This window comes from Virgisporangium ochraceum, from assembly GCF_016863655.1.
GTDB classification, from domain to species: domain Bacteria; phylum Actinomycetota; class Actinomycetes; order Mycobacteriales; family Micromonosporaceae; genus Virgisporangium; species Virgisporangium ochraceum.
On sequence record NZ_BOPH01000024.1, the window covers coordinates 89,551 to 104,863 of the forward strand.

A 15,313-nucleotide genomic window follows, 5' to 3' on the forward strand; every position below is an offset into this window, starting at 1 on the left:
TCATTTCAACGCCGCAACGAGCAATACGAAGCAAGCGGAACACCAAGCGGAACAGAACATAATTCGGAGGAAGATACAGATGAGCGAGTACACCGAGCCGACCGGCGAAGACTACGGCCACGACGACAACTACGCCCCGGAGCCGACGCACGACGAGCACGTCATCGTCGCCCAGTTCACCGACGGTTCGCAGATCGGCGTCGCCGACTACGACCACGACGGCTACGCCGACATCCTGGCCACCGACGCCGACGGCGACGGCCGCCCGGAGAACGTGTACACCGACGAGTACGGCGGCCCGGCGCTCGACACCCACTACGTCGACGCGAACGAGGACGGCAACCCGGAGAAGGTCTTCGCCGACCGCAACGAGGACGGCTACGTCGACGCCGCGGCGGCCGACACCGACCACGACGGTGCGCTCGACCTGGCCGTGTTCGACAACAACTTCGACGGCCACGTCGACCAGGTCCAGGTGGACCCGGACGAGGACGGCAACATCGACAAGACCGTCACCGACACCGACTTCGACGGCGTCTTCGACACGGTGCACTACGGCGACCACGACACCAACCCGTACGCCCGCGCCTGACAAGCCACACCGCACCACCCATGATCTGGTGGCCGGCCTCTTCCCCCGTGGAGGCCGGCCACCGGCGTCCTCGGCGGCCGGCCTTCCCCTGGTGGGAGGCCGGCCGCGTTTTCGTTTCCGCGTCCGGGGAACAGACCCATCAGGGAACGGCGTTTCGAGACGGTGTTCAGGGCGACCCGGGCCCATACTCTTGCCGCGCGGCAAATAACATGTCCCGACGGGCGGCCGAGGGGCCGGTGACACGGGAATCGGGGTGGATGGACAGGTGGTGGGATCAGGCCACGTCGTGACCGGCGGCAGGCCCCGTGGTGGCGGTGCCGGCGTCGCCGTCCGCGTCGGCGACCCCGTCGAGGCGCTCGGCCGCGCGCTGGAACTCGCGCAGGCCCACCAGCAGCGCCCGCTGCCCGTCGGGAGGCATGGTGGCGAGCACCGTGGCCAGCTCGGCCACCCGGGTCTCGCGCAGCTGGTCGACCAGCCGTTGGCCCTCGGCGCTGACCCGCAGCTCGACCTCGCGCCGGTCGATTATTCCCGTGCGACGGGTCACCAGGCCGGCCGCCACGAGCCGGTCGCACAGCCGGCTCGCCGACGACGGGATCGCGCCGAGCTCCTCGGCCAGCTGGTTGAGGTTGGTCGGCGCCTGGCGGCTGATGATGAGCAGCGCCCGCAGCTGCGACACCGACACGCGGGGAAGGATCTCCTCCTCGGCCCGGCCGAGGGTGATCACGAGGGCCCGCGTGGCAGCCTCGACCGCCGCGGCGACCGCGGCCGGGTCACCCACGTCGACGTCGGGGATGTCGGGCAGCGCTCCTCCTCCCCGGCGTCGGCCGGCCGACCAGCCCCGCAACGGAACTGGTGGGTGGTTCGTACTGTGCCCCATTATCGCCCGATCCCTCACCGCCCGCAGATGAGCCTTGCCGCCCGGGGAGGATGCCGGTGAATCAGCCCGCCCGATACCTCCTGGTCCAACGTGCCATGTTCGAGGCGCCGGCGCACGCACTGATCGACGCCCTCGTGGCCGCGTTGCGTGAGCACTACGGCGTTCTGGCCGCCGATCTGCTGCTCGCCGACTACGAGTTGAACACGTTGTGCCCCGTCATCGGTGCCGCGGATCCGGTTCCTGTCACCGGAAGTCCGGCCGGTCAGGTGTTCGTCAGCCGGCGGGCGATCGTCACCGAAGGGCCGGAGGGCGTCCGGTTGCTGTTGCCGTCGGCCGCGCGCGGCGACGCGGTGGGCGTCCTCGTACTCGATCTCGCGCGACCGCCGGAGCCGGCGACGCTGGACGAGCTGCTCCTGCTCGCGACCGCTCTGGCACATGACATCCGGGCCGCCGACAGCGTGACCGACCGGTACCGCGACGCCCGCCGCCGGGCGGCGTTGACCGTCGCCGCCGAGATGCAGTGGCAGCTGCTGCCCGGACGGTCGGTGAGCAAGCCCGAGTTCGAGGTCGCCGGCCAGCTGGAGCCGGCCTACTCGGTGTGCGGGGACAACTTCGACTGGGCGGTCGAGAACGACCACTTCGTGCTGACGGTCACCAACGGCCAGGGCACCGGCATCGAGGCGTCGCTGCTCACCGTGCTCGCGGTCACCGCGATGCGGAACGCGCGGATGGCGAGCCCGCGCCTCGCCGACCACGCCGCACTCGCCGACCAGGCGGTCTACGCCCAGCACGCGGGCAGCCGGCACCTGTCGTCGCTGCTGCTGCGCTTCGACCTCGCGACCGGCATGGTCGCGGCGGTCGACGCCGGCTCGCCGATGGTGCTGCGGCTGCGCGGCGAGGACCTCCAGCAGGTGAAGCTGGAGGCACAGCTCCCGCTGGGCATGTTCGAGTCGACGGTGTACGTCGAGCAGTCGTTCCGGGCCGAGCCGGGTGACCGGCTGATCATCCTCAGCGACGGGGTCCACGAGGCGCCCTACGCCAGCCAGCGCTACAGCGAGCACGGCCGGCTGCGGCAGACGCTCGTGGGCACCCGCCGGCTGCCGCCGGCCGAGGCCGTGCGGGCGGTGCTGGCCGACCACAACGTGTTCCGGCAGGGCGTCCCGCTCGACGACGACGCGGCCATCGTCGTGGTGGACTGGGCCGGCAGGTGAACCTGTCCATCACCGCCGGGGTCGTCGACGGCGTGTGCGTCGTCCGGGTCACCGGCGACGTCGACTTCGCGACGGCGGGCCAGCTCCGCGACGCGCTCCTGGCGAGCGCCGCCGGCGGGCATCCGGTGGTGGTGGACCTCTCGGGCGTCACGTTCCTCGATGCCGCCGGGCTGAGCGCGCTGGTCGCCGGCCGCAAGGCCACCGGCGGCCGGCTGAGCGTCGTCGGCGCGACCGGCGTCGCGCACCGGATCCTGATCCTCACCGGGCTGTTCAGCCCATAGGCTGGCACCCATGCGCACCCAGGTCGGAATCATCGGTGCCGGTCCCGCCGGTCTCATGCTCGCCCATCTCCTGCACCGGGCCGGTATCGAGTCGGTGGTGCTGGAGAACCGCAGCCGCGACTACGTCGAGAAGCGCGTGCGCGCCGGCGTGCTCGAACATCCGACCGTGGAACTGCTGCGCGAGACCGGCCTGGCCGAGCGGCTCGACGCGCAGGGCCTGCCGCACCACGGGTTCGCGCTGCGCTTCGACGGGGTCGACCATCGGGTCGCGCTCACCGAGCTCACCGGCCGGGAAATCACCGTCTACGGCCAGCAGGAGGTGGTCAAGGACCTGATCGCGGCCCGGCTCGCCGCCGGGCTCGCGCTCGAGTTCGAGGTGACCGGCGTGAGCGTGCACGATCTCGACAGCGACCGGCCGCGCATCGCCTACACCGACTCCTCCGGTGCCGCGCGGACGCTCGAGTGCGACATCATCGCCGGCTGCGACGGTTTCCACGGCATCTGCCGGCCCGCGGTCGCCGACGCGCTGACGGTCTTCGAGCGCGTCTACCCGTTCGCGTGGCTGGGGGTGCTGGCGCAGACGCCGCCGTCGCACGAGGAGCTCATCTACTGCTACCACGACCGCGGGTTCGCGCTGCACAGCATGCGCTCCCCCGAGGTCACCCGCCTCTACCTGCAGGTGCCGCCCGACGAGCCGATCGAGCGGTGGCCCGACGACCGGATCTGGGAGGAACTCGGCACCCGCCTGGCGGCCGACGGCTTCACGCTCACCAGCGGCCCGATCATGGAGAAGGGCGTCACCCCGATGCGCAGCTTCGTCGCCGAGCCGATGCGCCACGGCCGGCTGTTCCTCGCCGGAGACGCCGCGCACATCGTCCCGCCGACCGGTGCCAAGGGCATGAACCTGGCCATCGCCGATGTCCGGGTGCTCGCGGCCGGCGCGGCCGCGTACTTCTCGACGGGACGCACGGAGCTGCTCGACGCGTACAGCGACACCTGCCTGCGCCGGGTCTGGCGGGCCGAGCACTTCTCCTGGTGGATGACCTCGATGCTGCACCGCGACCCGGCCGGCGACCCGTTCGACCAGCGGCTCCAGCTCTCGCAGCTGCGGTACACGGCCGCGTCGCGGGCGGCGCTCACCAGTCTGGCCGAGAACTACGTGGGACTACCGTTCGACGCACCTTCCTAGGTACGCACATCGCCCACGCGTCCAGGAGAAGCTCCTCCATCTCGTCGGGCTCGATCTCCGCGGGCCAGCAGCAGACCCACCGGAACCTCATGTCCGACGGGCCCGGCAGGAAGAACTTGTGCGGCTCCGCCTCGACGAGGGCCTGGCGCTCCTCCTTGGGGAACCCGAAGCCGAGGGTGGTCTCGTCGCGGGAGTAGGCCGCGTACACGATCGGGCCGACGCGGAACTTCAGCCGGTCCCGGATGATCTTCACGTCGGTGCGCGGCAGTGCGCCGCAGAAGGCCTTGACGAACTCCACGGTGACCACGGGGGCATTCTCCCGTGGTCACCGTGTGCGTCCACTCAGATTTTCACGGCCTCCGGGAGGGGCGCCGTGTGCAGGATGCCGAGGCGCTGGGTGGCCCGGGTCAGCGCGACGTACAGGTCGCTGGCCCCGCGCGGCGAGCCGTCGAGGATCTCGGCCGGTTCGACCAGCAGCACCGAGTCGAACTCCAGGCCCTTGGCCTGCTTGACGGTCAGCACGACGACCGGGCTCACCAGGTCGACGCCCGCGCCCACGGCGGTCCCCTCGATCGCCGACGCGACGGCGGCGCCGAGCGTCGCGACCCGCTCGGCCGGGACGAGCACCCCGACGCGACCGTCGCCGACCACGGCGGTCTCCGCGCGGATCGCGTCGACCAGGCGGTCGACGAGCTTGTCGGCGTCGACCCGCTCGGCCCAGGGCGGCACGCCGGTGTCGCGCACCGACCGCGGCGGCGACATCGTGGGGTCGATGGTCGCCAGCACGTGCCCGGCGACCGCCATGATCTCCGACGGCGTCCGGTAGTTGACGGTCAGCTCGGCGAGCCGCCACCGGTCGGCGACGTAGGGGCTCAGGATGCTGTCCCAGGACGGCGCGCCGCTCAGGTCGCCGGTCTGCGCGACGTCGCCGACCAGCGTCATCGAGCGGCTCGGGCAGCGCCGCATCAGCAGCCGCCAGGCCATCGGCGACAGCTCCTGCGCCTCGTCGACGATCACGTGCCCGAACGCCCAGCTCCGGTCGGCCGCGGCCCGCTGCGCGGCGGTGACGAAGCTGATCGTGCGTTGGCGTTCGCCGAGGTCGGCCGCGTCGAGCAGGTCGGTGGCCGACAGGTACTCGGGGTCCTCCTCGTCGTCGAGCGACCGCGAACCCTTGAGGATCTCCAGCGCGCCCTCGGCGTACTCGCGGCGGGCCAGCCGTTCGCGCTCCTCGATCACGAACTCGTCGCTGACCGGCTTGTCGCCGTCCAACAACTCCGCCGCCTCGTCGAGCAGCGGCACGTCGGCGGGCGTCCAGCCGCCGCGGGGTTCGCGGCGCAGGGCCGCGCGCTCGCCCGCGGTGAGCTGCGGCGCGGCGCTCTCCAGGCGGTCGGGGGACGCGTAGAGCGCGGCGACCAGCTGCTGCGCGGTGAGGACCGGCCACAGCCAGTCGCAGACGGCGAGCACCTCGGGCTCCTTGGCGAGGCTCTTGCGGATCTCCTCGACGTCGGCCTGGTCGAGGACGTTGTCGCCGATGTCCTCGGTGTTGGCGTACTCGTCCTTGCGTCCGCTCTCGAACGCGGCCCGGGTGATGTCGGCGAACGGGTCGTCGCCGAGCTTCTCCGTGAGCTTGCCGGTCAGGACCGCGACGATCTCCTTCTCGAAGATCGGCCGCGCCACGTTGTGGGGTTTCTTCGTGGCGCGCGCGAGGTTGCGGGCCCGCTTGGCCTCGCCCGGCTCCAGGTAGAGCGTCTCGCGGTTGCCCTGGCGGTCGATCTCGATGGGTATCCGCTTGGTGGGCTGGCGCTGGCGGTCGTCGAGGGCCTTGCGCAGGACGTCCACCATGATCTTGCGGCCCTTGATCTCCGCGACGGCGGCCGGCTCCTCCCGGCGGGCGGTGACCCCCGGGAACAGGTCGCCGACCGTGCACAGCAGCACGCCGGTCTCGGCCAGCGACGGCAGCACCTGAGAGATGTAGCGCAGGAACGTGTCGTTGGGCCCGACGATGAGCACCGCGCGGGTCTCGAGGATCTCCCGGAACGTGTAGAGGAGGTAGGCCGCCCGGTGCAGCGCGACCGCGGTCTTGCCGGTGCCGGGCCCGCCCTGCACGACGAGCGCGCCGCTGAGGTCGGTGCGGATCACGACGTCCTGCTCGGCCTGGATGGTCTCGACGATGTCGCTCATCCGACCGGTGCGCCTGGCGTTGACGGCGGCGAGCAGCGTCGCCTCGCCGGCCAGGCCGCTGAGCGTCCTGCCCGCGGTGACGTTGGCGATGTCGAGGTCGAGCACCTCGTCGTCGAGGTCGGTGACCTTCCGACCGCGCGTGCGGATGTGCCGCCGCCTCCGGACGCCCTCGGGCGACGCCGCCGTGGCCAGGTAGAACGGCCGGGCCGCCGGGGCGCGCCAGTCGGTGAGCAGCGGCACGTGGTCGCCGCTCTTCTCGTCGAACAGGCCGATGCGGCCGATGTAGCGGACAACGCCGTCGAGCCCGTCTATGCGTCCGAAACATAGACCGTGCTCGACGGCGTTGTAGCGTTCGATCTGGTCGATGAGCATCGCGGACATGCTGTCGCGCTCAGACATCGCCTGGTGTGTGCTGCCGCGCTCTTTCCTGGTCTGCCCCAACCGCGCGGTGGCCCGTTCCCGCAGGTCATCGAGGTGCCCGTAGAGCAGGTCGAGGTGTTCCTGCTCCAGCTCGACGTCGTTTGACAAGCCGTTACCCCATTCGATACACTGGCTTCGTTCGACGGCCTTTGTGAGCCGTCTTTTTTGTTGCCATGAAACGAGTAAGGGTAACGCGACTCTTCCCGGGCGGGCAAACTACTCCGGCTTCGGGTGCTCCGTGACGTTCTGCAGGTACAGCTGCTCGCCGAGCGTCTCGATGAGGTGCAGCTGGGTCTCCAGGTAGTCGATGTGGTGCTCCTCGTCGGCGAGGATGTCCTCGAAGATCTTGGCCGACGTCACGTCGCCGACCGAGCGCATGTGCGTGATGCCGCGCCGCAGCCGGTCGATCGCCTCGGCCTCGATCTTCATGTCGGCCTTGAACTGCTCGGTGACGGTCTCGCCGATGCGCAGCGGGAACAGCCGCTGGAAGTTCGGGAGCCCCTCCAGGAAGAGGATGCGGTCGGTGAGCACCTCAGCGTGCTTCATCTCGTCGATGGACTCGTACCGCGTATGGGCCGCAAGCTTGGTGTAGCCCCAGTTCTCCTGCATCTTGGCGTGCAGGAAGTACTGGTTGATCGCGGTAAGCTCGGCCGTGAGCTGCTCGTTCAGAAACTCGATGACTTGAGTGTCGCCCTGCATCCCCGAGACGTTACGGGTGGCGATATGTCCGTTTCTAGTCAGCCACGCCTAAGATCGGTCAGCCAACCCTAACCATTCCCGACTCTTCGTCGATGATCTCCTCGATGCGGTCGAGGCAGGTCCCGCAGTGCGTGCCGGCCCCACAGGCGTCACCGACCGCGTCCTCCGAGCGAGCACCCAGCTGGATGACGGAGCGAACCTCACACTCCCGCACCCGGGCACAGATGCACACAAACACGGACGACTCCTGGTTCCGGGGTAGCAACAGGACGCTTAGCCTAACCTAAGTAAGGGTAGCCACAGCATATGGCCGCGGCGCAAGCCCCGGGCCGAGATTGCACCCGAGCACACGGTCCTGGCCCGCACTGCCGACCGACGTGCGACTGCGTGGGAGCCGTTTGACCGCGCACTTTTACCGCGGCGCCCTTCAGGGCGGACCTTCAGGGCGGACCTTCACGGCGCAGCTGACCGGCGCAGCTGACCGGCGCAGCTGACCGATGTGCGCGACCTGGCCTCCCCGACGCGACCCCGTGCACCTTGCCGGCGCGCGCCCAACGTACTGAGTCCCTGGGTTCGTATGCAGCTGTGGCGTCACGACGCGTAGATCGCCGTTTGAGGAACGAAACTGCAGTGTGACTACACGCTCGTTCCTCAAACGGCGATCAAGGCGCCGACACAGATCCGGTGAGCGGATCCGAATTGCGGGTACTACCGACCCCAACCGCGAAGCACCTCGGCGACAAGCGCCTCCACCGACCGGCCGCCGAGCACCCGGGCGGCGTCGGTCGTGGGAAGCACGTCCAACCAGCGTCGGGTCAGCTGCTCGGCCGCCGCCGGCCCGAGCAGTCCCCACAACCGCAGGCGCGCCATCCCGCCGTCCGGGTAGATGTCCATCCGGACGGAGGTGATCTCTTCGGCCGCCTCGATGGGGAACCGATGCCGGGTGTCGGGCTGCAGCCGGGTCCGCGGGAGCAGGTCGATCCGTTCCCCCTCGCCCGCCGCGGCCCCGCCCGACGCATCGCCGCCCGACGCACCGCCGCCCGACGCACCGCCGCCCGACGCACCGCCGCACGACGCACCGCCGCACGACGCACCGCCAACCGACGCACCGCCACCCGACGCACCCCGCCCCGCCGCGGCGTCGCCCGCTCGGGTGCCACGGAGGCTCGCCGCCCCCGGCGAGTTGCCCTTGAAATGCGTGGTGTCGAGCTCGGCCAGCACCACCCGGCCGGGCGCGGCCAGCGCCACCTCGACCCAGTCGTTGCCCGTGTCGCGCCGCCGCGCGGTCTCCCAGCCCTCGCCCATCACCCGGGCCAGCCCGGGCCGCAGCAGGTTGCCGGGACTGCCGTAGAACATGTTGCTGCACCCGGTCACATGTCCGCCGTGCTCGAGCGCCGCCAGATCGATCACGCCCCCGGGCAGCAGGCGCGGATCCGGGACCGGTTCCCCGTGCACCCGCAGGCGGGCCACCCCTCCGTCCGGGTAGATCGTCAAGCGGACGTGCGTGAAGCGCACCGGCAGGTCCACCGCGAACGGGTTCCGGCTGTCGCCGGCGACGGCCGAACGGGGAACCAGCGTCACCCAGTCGGCGCCGGCCAACTCGTCCGGACCCGGATGGCCCGCCATCCCGCACGCCTCGACGGACACCTCGGGCGGGTAGTTTCCCGTGAAGAAAGCGGTATCCACGACGACCCCGCGCACGACGCCGGGCGCACCGAGCCGCACGATCGCGTGGTCGTGCCCGGGCGAGCGCCGCCGCCGCGACTCCCAGCCGTCGTAGATCTGCCCCTTCGGCCCGAACGTCGACCGGTTGAAGACCGGCGACGCGTCGTGCACCAGGTGGTCGGCCGCGGCGAACAGCTCGTCGTTGGCGAACACCACGCCGCCGCCGAGGCTGCGTGCGGCGAGGTCCGGAAGCAGTTCGAAGGCGGTCACCGAAGCGTCTCCCGGGTGATCAGCCGGCCCGTGCCGGGCGCCGCGGGCACGCCACGCACCCAGGTCGACCGTACGGTGCCGGACAACCGCGCGCCGGCGTACGGCGTCACCGGGTGCCGGTGGTGCAGCCGCGCGGGGTCCACCTCGAAGGACCCGTCGGGATCGAACGCCACCAGGTCGGCGTCCGCCCCCACGGCGATGCGGCCCTTGTGCGTCAGCCCCACCAGGTCGGCGGGTGCCGTGGCGAGCCAGCGCACGACGTCGCTCAGCGGGAAAGCGCGTTCCCGGGCGGCCGTCCAGACCAGCGGCAGGCCGAGCTGCACCGAGGCGATGCCGCCCCACGCGGTGGAGAAGTCGCCCACCTTCAGGTCCGGTGTGCACGGCGAGTGGTCCGACACCACGCAGCTGATCGTCCCCGCGGAAAGGCCTCTCCACAGGGCTTCCCGGTTCGCCGCGTCCCGGATGGGCGGGCAGCACTTGTACTCGGTCGCCCCGTCGGGGACGTCGGCCGCGTCGAGCGTCAGGTAGTGCGGGCAGGTCTCGGCGGTCACGCGTAGCCCGTCCCGTTGCGCGGCCGCGATCAGGGGCAGCGCGGCGGCCGCGGACAGGTGCAGGATGTGCACCCTCGCCCCGTGCCGCCGGGCGGCCTCGATCGCGGTCGCCACCGCGCGCGTCTCGGCCTCCACCGGTCGCGAGGCCACGAAGTCGGTGAAACGCCGGGTCGTTCCCGGCTCGACGACCTCCGCCGGGTCCTCGGCGTGCACGATGAACAGCGCGTCCACTGTGGACAGGGCACGGTCGAGTTCGGACCGGTCGAGGGGCGGGAACTCGGGCACGCCCGAGTCGATCAGGAAGCACTTGAAGCCGAACACGCCGGCCTCGTGCAGTGCCGGCAGGTCGGGCGCGTTGCCCGGTACCGCCCCGCCCCAGAACCCCACGTCGACCGGCGGACGCGCGGCCTCGGCGGCGGTGCGCTTGACGGTAAGCGCTTCCACGGACACCGTGGCCGGAATCGAGTTGAGCGGCATGTCGATGATCGTGGTGACGCCACCGGCCGCGGCGGCCCGGGTCGCGGTGGCGAACCCCTCCCACTCCGTCCGGCCCGGCTCGTTCACGTGCACGTGGGTGTCGACCATGCCGGGCAGCAGCGCCGGGACGTCGGTCCCCTCGTCGCCGTAGTCGGTGACGGCGGCGATGCGCCCGTCGCGCACGTGCACCGTGGCGGGGCGCTCGCCGTCCGGAAGTACCACCCGTCGCGACCGGAGCACCAGGTCCGTCACTGTGCCTCCAATGTGGACCGGTCGAAGGGAACCTCGTCGTCGTCCAGCGCGCCGCAGTGCAGTCCGCGGAGCAGGTACCCGGCGAGCGCGCGGGCGGTGGCCGGCTCGTCGGCGACGCCCTCGACCCGGCGCGCGAGGTAGGCGTCGAGCCGGGCAACCGCGGCGGAAAGCCCTTTCCGGAAGAACGCGTAGGTGGCGCCGTACCGCGTGGGCAGCTGGGCGGGGTGCAGGTCCCACCCCTGGTAGAAACCGCGTTCCAGCGAGCGCCGCACGAGTCGGGCGTGCAGCTGCCAGGCGGCGTGGACCTGCTCCGTGTCGCCGACCGGCAGCACGTTCGTCGAGCCGTCGGACACCGGGACGCCGGTACCGGCGGCGGCCACCTGCATGACCGCTTTCGCGTGGTCGGCGGCCGGATGGTCCATCGACTGCTGGGCGGCCGCGATCCCCAGGGACGCGCTGTAGTCGTAGGTGCCGTAATGCAGGCCGGCGCACCGGCCGCGCGCCGCGTGCAGCATGCGCGCCACGGTGGCGACGCCGTCGGCGCCGAGCACGGCGGCCGGCGTCTCGATCTGCAGCTCGAACCGCAGCCGCCCCGCGTCGAGGCGGTAAGCGCTTTCCAGACGTTCGCAGAGCAGCGTCATCGCGGTCACCTGTTCGACGGCGCTGACCTTCGGCAGCGTCACCACGAACCCGTCGGGCAGCTCGGCGGCACTCAGGAGAACGTCGAGGAAGCGGTCGAGCGTGCGCACCGCGCGGGCCCGGGTCGACGCCTCGAGGCTCTTGCAGCGCAGGCCGACGAACGGCGGCAACGGGCCCGCCACGAGGGCGGCCACCGCCCGGTCGACGGCGGCATCCTCCTCGTCGTCGGGGCGCAGGCCGTAGCCGTCCTCGAAGTCGACCCGCAGGTCCTCGATCGGCTCGCGGTCGAGCTTGGCCCGTACCCGGGGCAGCAGGTCGGCGTCGAACGGGGCGGGCGGATGGGCGGAAAGCGCTTCCCTCGCGGCCCGTCCCCACGCCGCGGTGAGGCTCGGCACGACGCGGTCGGCCGGAACGTAGACGGTGTGCACGGGCTTCCGCCCGCGCGGTTGACCCGGATAGGTGGCGGCCAGGACCGCGTCGACCGGACCGAGCAGCCGGTCCAGCTCAACGGAGACCTCGGCGCTCAGCCGCCCGCTCCCCTCCACGGGATCAGCTTAACCTCGCGGGGCCGGTTCATGATCACTTTGATCTCCCGACTCTCCACGCGGGATCGCCTGATCGCCCGACTCTCGTCGGGGTACCACCTGATCCCCCTACCTTGGTCGCGGGAAATCCGATTGCCCGGGCGGTTAGCGTCACAAGCATGGCTGACCTGCCCGAACCGTTCACGTCCCGGCCGTACCGCGCCGGCGACGCCGCCGCACTCACCGCGCTGTACAACGCCGTCGAGGTCCACGCCGGCGGACATGCCGGCTACGTCGACGACGAGACGGAAGCGGTGATCGCCGCGACCATCGTCGACGTGGAGACCGACTCCCGGCTCGTGTTCTCCCCCGACGGCGAGCTCGTCGCGGCCGGTGCGGTGGCCGCACCGCCGACCGGCGGGTACCGGATCGACGCCTACGGCGGTGTCATGCCGCAGTGGCGGGGCCGCGGGCTCGGACGCGCCGTGTTCGACTGGCAGATCGGCCGGGCACGCGAGATCTATCAGGCCGCCGGTTCGCCCACAGACTGGATCTTCGAGACCGGCACCATCGTCGGAGACGACAGCGCCATCAGGCTCTACGAGCGTTTCGGCGGCGCCCCGTCGCGCTACTTCTTCGAGATGGTCGCGCCCGCGAAGGACAACTCCCGCCCGGCGCCCGAGGGCCTGCGCGTGCAGCCGTACCAACCGGCTTTCGAGCGGACGCTCTACGACGCCCACATGGAGGCGTTCAGCGACCACTGGGGTTTCCAGAAGCGGGAGTTCGACAAGTGGGTCGGGTTCACCGTGCGGTCGGACGTGTTCCGGCCCGACCTGTCCCGGCTGGCGTTCGACGGCGACGAACTCGTCGCGTACGTCCTCACCTACAACGACGCCGACCCGGAGCGGGTCTACGTCGGACAGGTCGGCACCCGACGGCCCTGGCGGCGACGCGGTCACGCCGGAGCGCTCCTGGCCGACGTGCTGGCCGGCGCCGCGGCGAGCGGTAAGGGGTTCGTGTACCTGTCGGTCGACGCCGACAGCCCCACCGGAGCGGTCGGACTCTACGAGGGCGCCGGCTTCGCCACCGAGACGACGTCGGTCGACTACCGCTTCGCGCTGTAGCGCGGAGCGCAGTGCCCATCCGCGACGACCTACACGATGTGTTCCGGGCGGATGGGCACCCGGGTAAGCGGTTTCCCGGTCGCGGCCCGCACGGCCGCGACGATCGCCGGCGTCGACGAGATGGTCGGCGGCTCGCCCACGCCCCGTAGCCCGTAGGGCGAGTGCGGGTCGGCCAGTTCCAGCACGTCGACGTTCATCGGTGGCATGTCGAGGATGGTCGGGATCAGGTAGTCGGTGAACGACGGGTTGCGCACCAGCCCGTCGACCACCTGGATCTCCTCCATGAGCGCCAACCCGAGCCCCTGCGCGGTGCCGCCCTGGATCTGGCCCACCACCGACTGCGGGTGCACCGCCCTGCCCACGTCCTGGGCGGTGGTGATCTCGACGACGCGCACCAGCCCCAGTTCCACGTCGACGTCGACCACGGCCCGGTGGGCGGCGAACGCGTACTGGACGTGGGCGTCGCCCTGACCCGTGGCCGGGTCGAGCGACGACGTGGGCCGGTGACGCCACTCGACGGTCTCCTCGACCACGTCGGAGCCGAGCAGATCGGCCAGCGAGGAAAGCGCTTCCCCATCCGGACCGAGCACCATTCCGCCGCCCAGCCGCACCGCCCCGGGCACCCGGGACAGCACCGTTCGCCGCACCGCCTCGCACGCCGCCTTCACCGCGCCGCCCGTCATGTACGTCTGGCGCGACGCCGAGGTCGACCCTGCGCTGCCCACCGTGGTGTCGGCGGTCGCCACCGTCACCGTCTCGACGCCCAGCTCCGTGCGGGCGATCTGGGCCTGGACGGTCACCAGGCCCTGACCCACCTCGGCCGCCGCCGTGTGGACCAGCACCGCCGGCTCGCCGCCGACCACCGACAGCCGCACCCGGGCGGTGGCGTAGTCGTCGAAGCCCTCGGAGAAGCACACGTTCTTGATGCCGATCGCGTATCCGACACCGCGCACGACGCCCTCGCCGTGCGTCGTGTTCGAGACGCCGCCGGGCTGCTCACGCGCGTCTCCCGTCGCCGGTCCGGGCAGCGGCGCCGCCTGGACGCGGGCGAGCAGGTCGGCCACGGGTGCCGGACCCTCGACGACCTGACCGGTCGGCATCAGCGCACCGGTCTCCAGCGCGTTGATCCGCCGCAGCTCCACCGGGTCGAGTCCGACCGCCTCGGCGAGTCTGTCCATCTGGGACTCGTACGCGAAGCACGCCTGCACCGCGCCGAACCCGCGCATCGCCCCGCACGGCGGGTTGTTGGTGTAGGCGACGTAGGCGTCCATCTCCACGTTCGGGACGTCGTACGGACCGATCCCCAGCGTCGCCGCGTTCGCCGCCACCGCCGGCGACGACGACGCGTACGCCCCGCCGTCGAGGTCGATGCGCGCCCGGACGTACACCAGCCGGCCCTCGCGGGTGGCGCCGTGCTCGTACCGCATGCGCGCGGGGTGCCGGTGCACGTGCCCGAAGAAGGACTCCTCCCGCGAGTACACCATCTTCACCGGCTTGCCCGTGCGCAGCGCCAGCATCGACGCGTGCACCTGCATCGACAGGTCCTCGCGGGCGCCGAACGCGCCACCGACCCCGGCCAGCGTCAGCCGGACGAGCTCCGGCGGAAGCCCGAGGCAAGCGCTTACCTGCCGCTGGTCGACGTGCAGCCACTGCGTGGCGATGTACAGGTCGACGCCTCCGTCCTCGGCCGGCACGGCGAGCCCGGACTCCGGTCCGAGGAACGCCTGGTCCTGCATGCCGACCTCGTACTCGCCGGTGACCACGACGTCGGCTTCGAACACCGACCCGCGTCGCACCGGCACGTGCCGCAGCACGTTGCCGTGCACCGGCAGGGCGTGCCCGGGCTCGGATCCGCCCGTCACCGGTGCGTCCTCGGCGGGTGGGTGCACCGTCGGCGAATCCGGTCGCAACGCCACCCTCACGTCGGCGACCGGGGGCAGCACCTCGTACTCGACCTCGATGCGCGCCACCGCCCGCCGGGCCGTCTCGGGGTGCTCGGCGGCCACCACCGCCACCGGCTCACCCTGGTAGCGCACCTCGTCGAAGGCGAGCACCGGCTGGTCGGCGATTTCCAGTCCGTACACCTTCTCGCCGGGAACGTCGTCGGCCGTCAGCACCGCGTACACGCCCGGCAGGGCAAGCGCTTTCCCGATGTCGATGGACCTGATGCGGGCCCGTGGGTGCGGGCTGCGCAGCGTCGCGCCCCAGAGCATCTCGTCGGCGAACAGGTCGGACGAGAACGCGAACTCGCCCTTCACCTTGAGGGTCCCGTCGGGGCGGCGAGGGCTGCTGCCGACGCCGCCCGCCGTCTCGGTTCCCGTGGACACCGGAGCGGTCATCGGTGCGTCTCCTCCCGCCGGG

Annotated in this window: 14 protein-coding genes; 5 read left to right on the plus strand and 9 right to left on the minus strand. The window is 71.5% G+C overall.

Annotated features, from left to right (window positions below):
- Positions 1 to 79: 79 nt before the first annotated feature.
- Positions 80 to 592 (plus strand): hypothetical protein, encoded by a 513-nt coding sequence (locus Voc01_RS11215; protein ID WP_203927273.1) that lies wholly within the window; start codon positions 80 to 82, stop codon positions 590 to 592.
- Positions 593 to 866: 274 nt separating this feature from the next.
- On the opposite strand, the gene Voc01_RS11220 is transcribed toward Voc01_RS11215, so the two are convergent.
- Positions 867 to 1,469 carry a MarR family winged helix-turn-helix transcriptional regulator gene (locus Voc01_RS11220; protein WP_203927274.1) on the minus strand — a complete coding sequence of 201 codons (603 nt, stop codon included), beginning with the start codon at positions 1,467 to 1,469 and terminating at the stop codon, positions 867 to 869.
- Positions 1,470 to 1,525: 56 nt separating this feature from the next.
- Here Voc01_RS11220 and Voc01_RS11225 point away from each other — a divergent pair, with 56 nt between their 5' ends.
- Genes Voc01_RS11225 through Voc01_RS11235 form a run of 3 tightly spaced genes read left to right on the plus strand, consistent with a single transcriptional unit; the run spans position 1,526 to position 4,150 of the window.
- Positions 1,526 to 2,680, plus strand: coding sequence for a PP2C family protein-serine/threonine phosphatase (locus Voc01_RS11225; protein WP_203927275.1), 1,155 nt, complete (start codon positions 1,526 to 1,528; stop codon positions 2,678 to 2,680).
- A complete protein-coding gene (locus Voc01_RS11230) occupies positions 2,677 to 2,961 on the plus strand; it encodes an STAS domain-containing protein (protein WP_239160116.1) in 285 nt (94 codons plus the stop codon). The genes Voc01_RS11225 and Voc01_RS11230 overlap by 4 nt, the downstream gene beginning before the upstream one ends.
- A 10-nt stretch (positions 2,962 to 2,971) precedes the next feature.
- A complete protein-coding gene (locus Voc01_RS11235) occupies positions 2,972 to 4,150 on the plus strand; it encodes a 4-hydroxybenzoate 3-monooxygenase (protein ID WP_203927276.1) in 1,179 nt (392 codons plus the stop codon).
- On the opposite strand, the gene Voc01_RS11240 is transcribed toward Voc01_RS11235, so the two are convergent.
- From Voc01_RS11240 to Voc01_RS11270, 7 genes are all read right to left on the minus strand, one after another.
- A complete protein-coding gene (locus tag Voc01_RS11240) occupies positions 4,098 to 4,457 on the minus strand; it encodes an MmcQ/YjbR family DNA-binding protein (protein WP_203927277.1) in 360 nt (119 codons plus the stop codon). The two genes, Voc01_RS11235 and Voc01_RS11240, sit on opposite strands and share 53 nt — an antisense overlap.
- Positions 4,458 to 4,492: 35 nt before the next feature.
- The gene (locus tag Voc01_RS11245; RefSeq protein ID WP_203927334.1) at positions 4,493 to 6,877 is read right to left on the minus strand and encodes a HelD family protein; all 2,385 of its coding nucleotides are present in this window, start codon (positions 6,875 to 6,877) and stop codon (positions 4,493 to 4,495) included.
- Between the two features lie 90 nt (positions 6,878 to 6,967).
- Positions 6,968 to 7,450, minus strand: coding sequence for a bacterioferritin (gene bfr / locus Voc01_RS11250; RefSeq protein WP_203927278.1), 483 nt, complete (start codon positions 7,448 to 7,450; stop codon positions 6,968 to 6,970).
- Positions 7,451 to 7,508: 58 nt separating this feature from the next.
- The gene (locus Voc01_RS11255) at positions 7,509 to 7,688 is read right to left on the minus strand and encodes a (2Fe-2S)-binding protein (protein ID WP_203927279.1); all 180 of its coding nucleotides are present in this window, start codon (positions 7,686 to 7,688) and stop codon (positions 7,509 to 7,511) included.
- Between the two features lie 470 nt (positions 7,689 to 8,158).
- Positions 8,159 to 9,385, minus strand: a complete 1,227-nt coding sequence (gene alc / locus Voc01_RS11260) for an allantoicase (protein WP_203927280.1) — start codon at positions 9,383 to 9,385, stop codon at positions 8,159 to 8,161.
- A complete protein-coding gene (allB, locus tag Voc01_RS11265; RefSeq protein WP_203927281.1) occupies positions 9,382 to 10,665 on the minus strand; it encodes an allantoinase AllB in 1,284 nt (427 codons plus the stop codon). The genes alc and allB overlap by 4 nt, the downstream gene beginning before the upstream one ends.
- Positions 10,662 to 11,849, minus strand: a complete 1,188-nt coding sequence (locus tag Voc01_RS11270) for a DUF6986 family protein (protein WP_239160118.1) — start codon at positions 11,847 to 11,849, stop codon at positions 10,662 to 10,664. Before Voc01_RS11270 ends, allB begins: the two co-directional genes overlap by 4 nt.
- Before the next feature lie 158 nt (positions 11,850 to 12,007).
- On the opposite strand from Voc01_RS11270, the gene Voc01_RS11275 reads away from it, so the two are divergent.
- Positions 12,008 to 12,952: a GNAT family N-acetyltransferase gene (locus Voc01_RS11275; protein WP_203927282.1), complete on the plus strand. Its 945-nt coding sequence runs from the start codon at positions 12,008 to 12,010 to the stop codon at positions 12,950 to 12,952.
- Between the two features lie 29 nt (positions 12,953 to 12,981).
- On the opposite strand, the gene pucD is transcribed toward Voc01_RS11275, so the two are convergent.
- Positions 12,982 to 15,291 (minus strand): xanthine dehydrogenase subunit D, encoded by a 2,310-nt coding sequence (pucD, locus tag Voc01_RS11280; RefSeq protein WP_203927283.1) that lies wholly within the window; start codon positions 15,289 to 15,291, stop codon positions 12,982 to 12,984.
- Between the last annotated feature and the right edge of the window lie 22 nt (positions 15,292 to 15,313).

Bases quoted from the DNA above. Each gene is read 5' to 3' on its own strand.
- Voc01_RS11220 (WP_203927274.1), bottom strand. From the start codon at position 1,469: ATGGGGCACAGTACGAACCACCCACCAGTTCCGTTGCGGGGCTGGTCG.
- bfr (WP_203927278.1), bottom strand. From the start codon at position 7,450: ATGCAGGGCGACACTCAAGTCATCGAGTTTCTGAACGAGCAGCTCACG.
- pucD (WP_203927283.1), bottom strand. From the start codon at position 15,291: ATGACCGCTCCGGTGTCCACGGGAACCGAGACGGCGGGCGGCGTCGGC.
- Voc01_RS11215 (WP_203927273.1), top strand. From the start codon at position 80: ATGAGCGAGTACACCGAGCCGACCGGCGAAGACTACGGCCACGACGAC.
- Voc01_RS11235 (WP_203927276.1), top strand. From the start codon at position 2,972: ATGCGCACCCAGGTCGGAATCATCGGTGCCGGTCCCGCCGGTCTCATG.
- Voc01_RS11275 (WP_203927282.1), top strand. From the start codon at position 12,008: ATGGCTGACCTGCCCGAACCGTTCACGTCCCGGCCGTACCGCGCCGGC.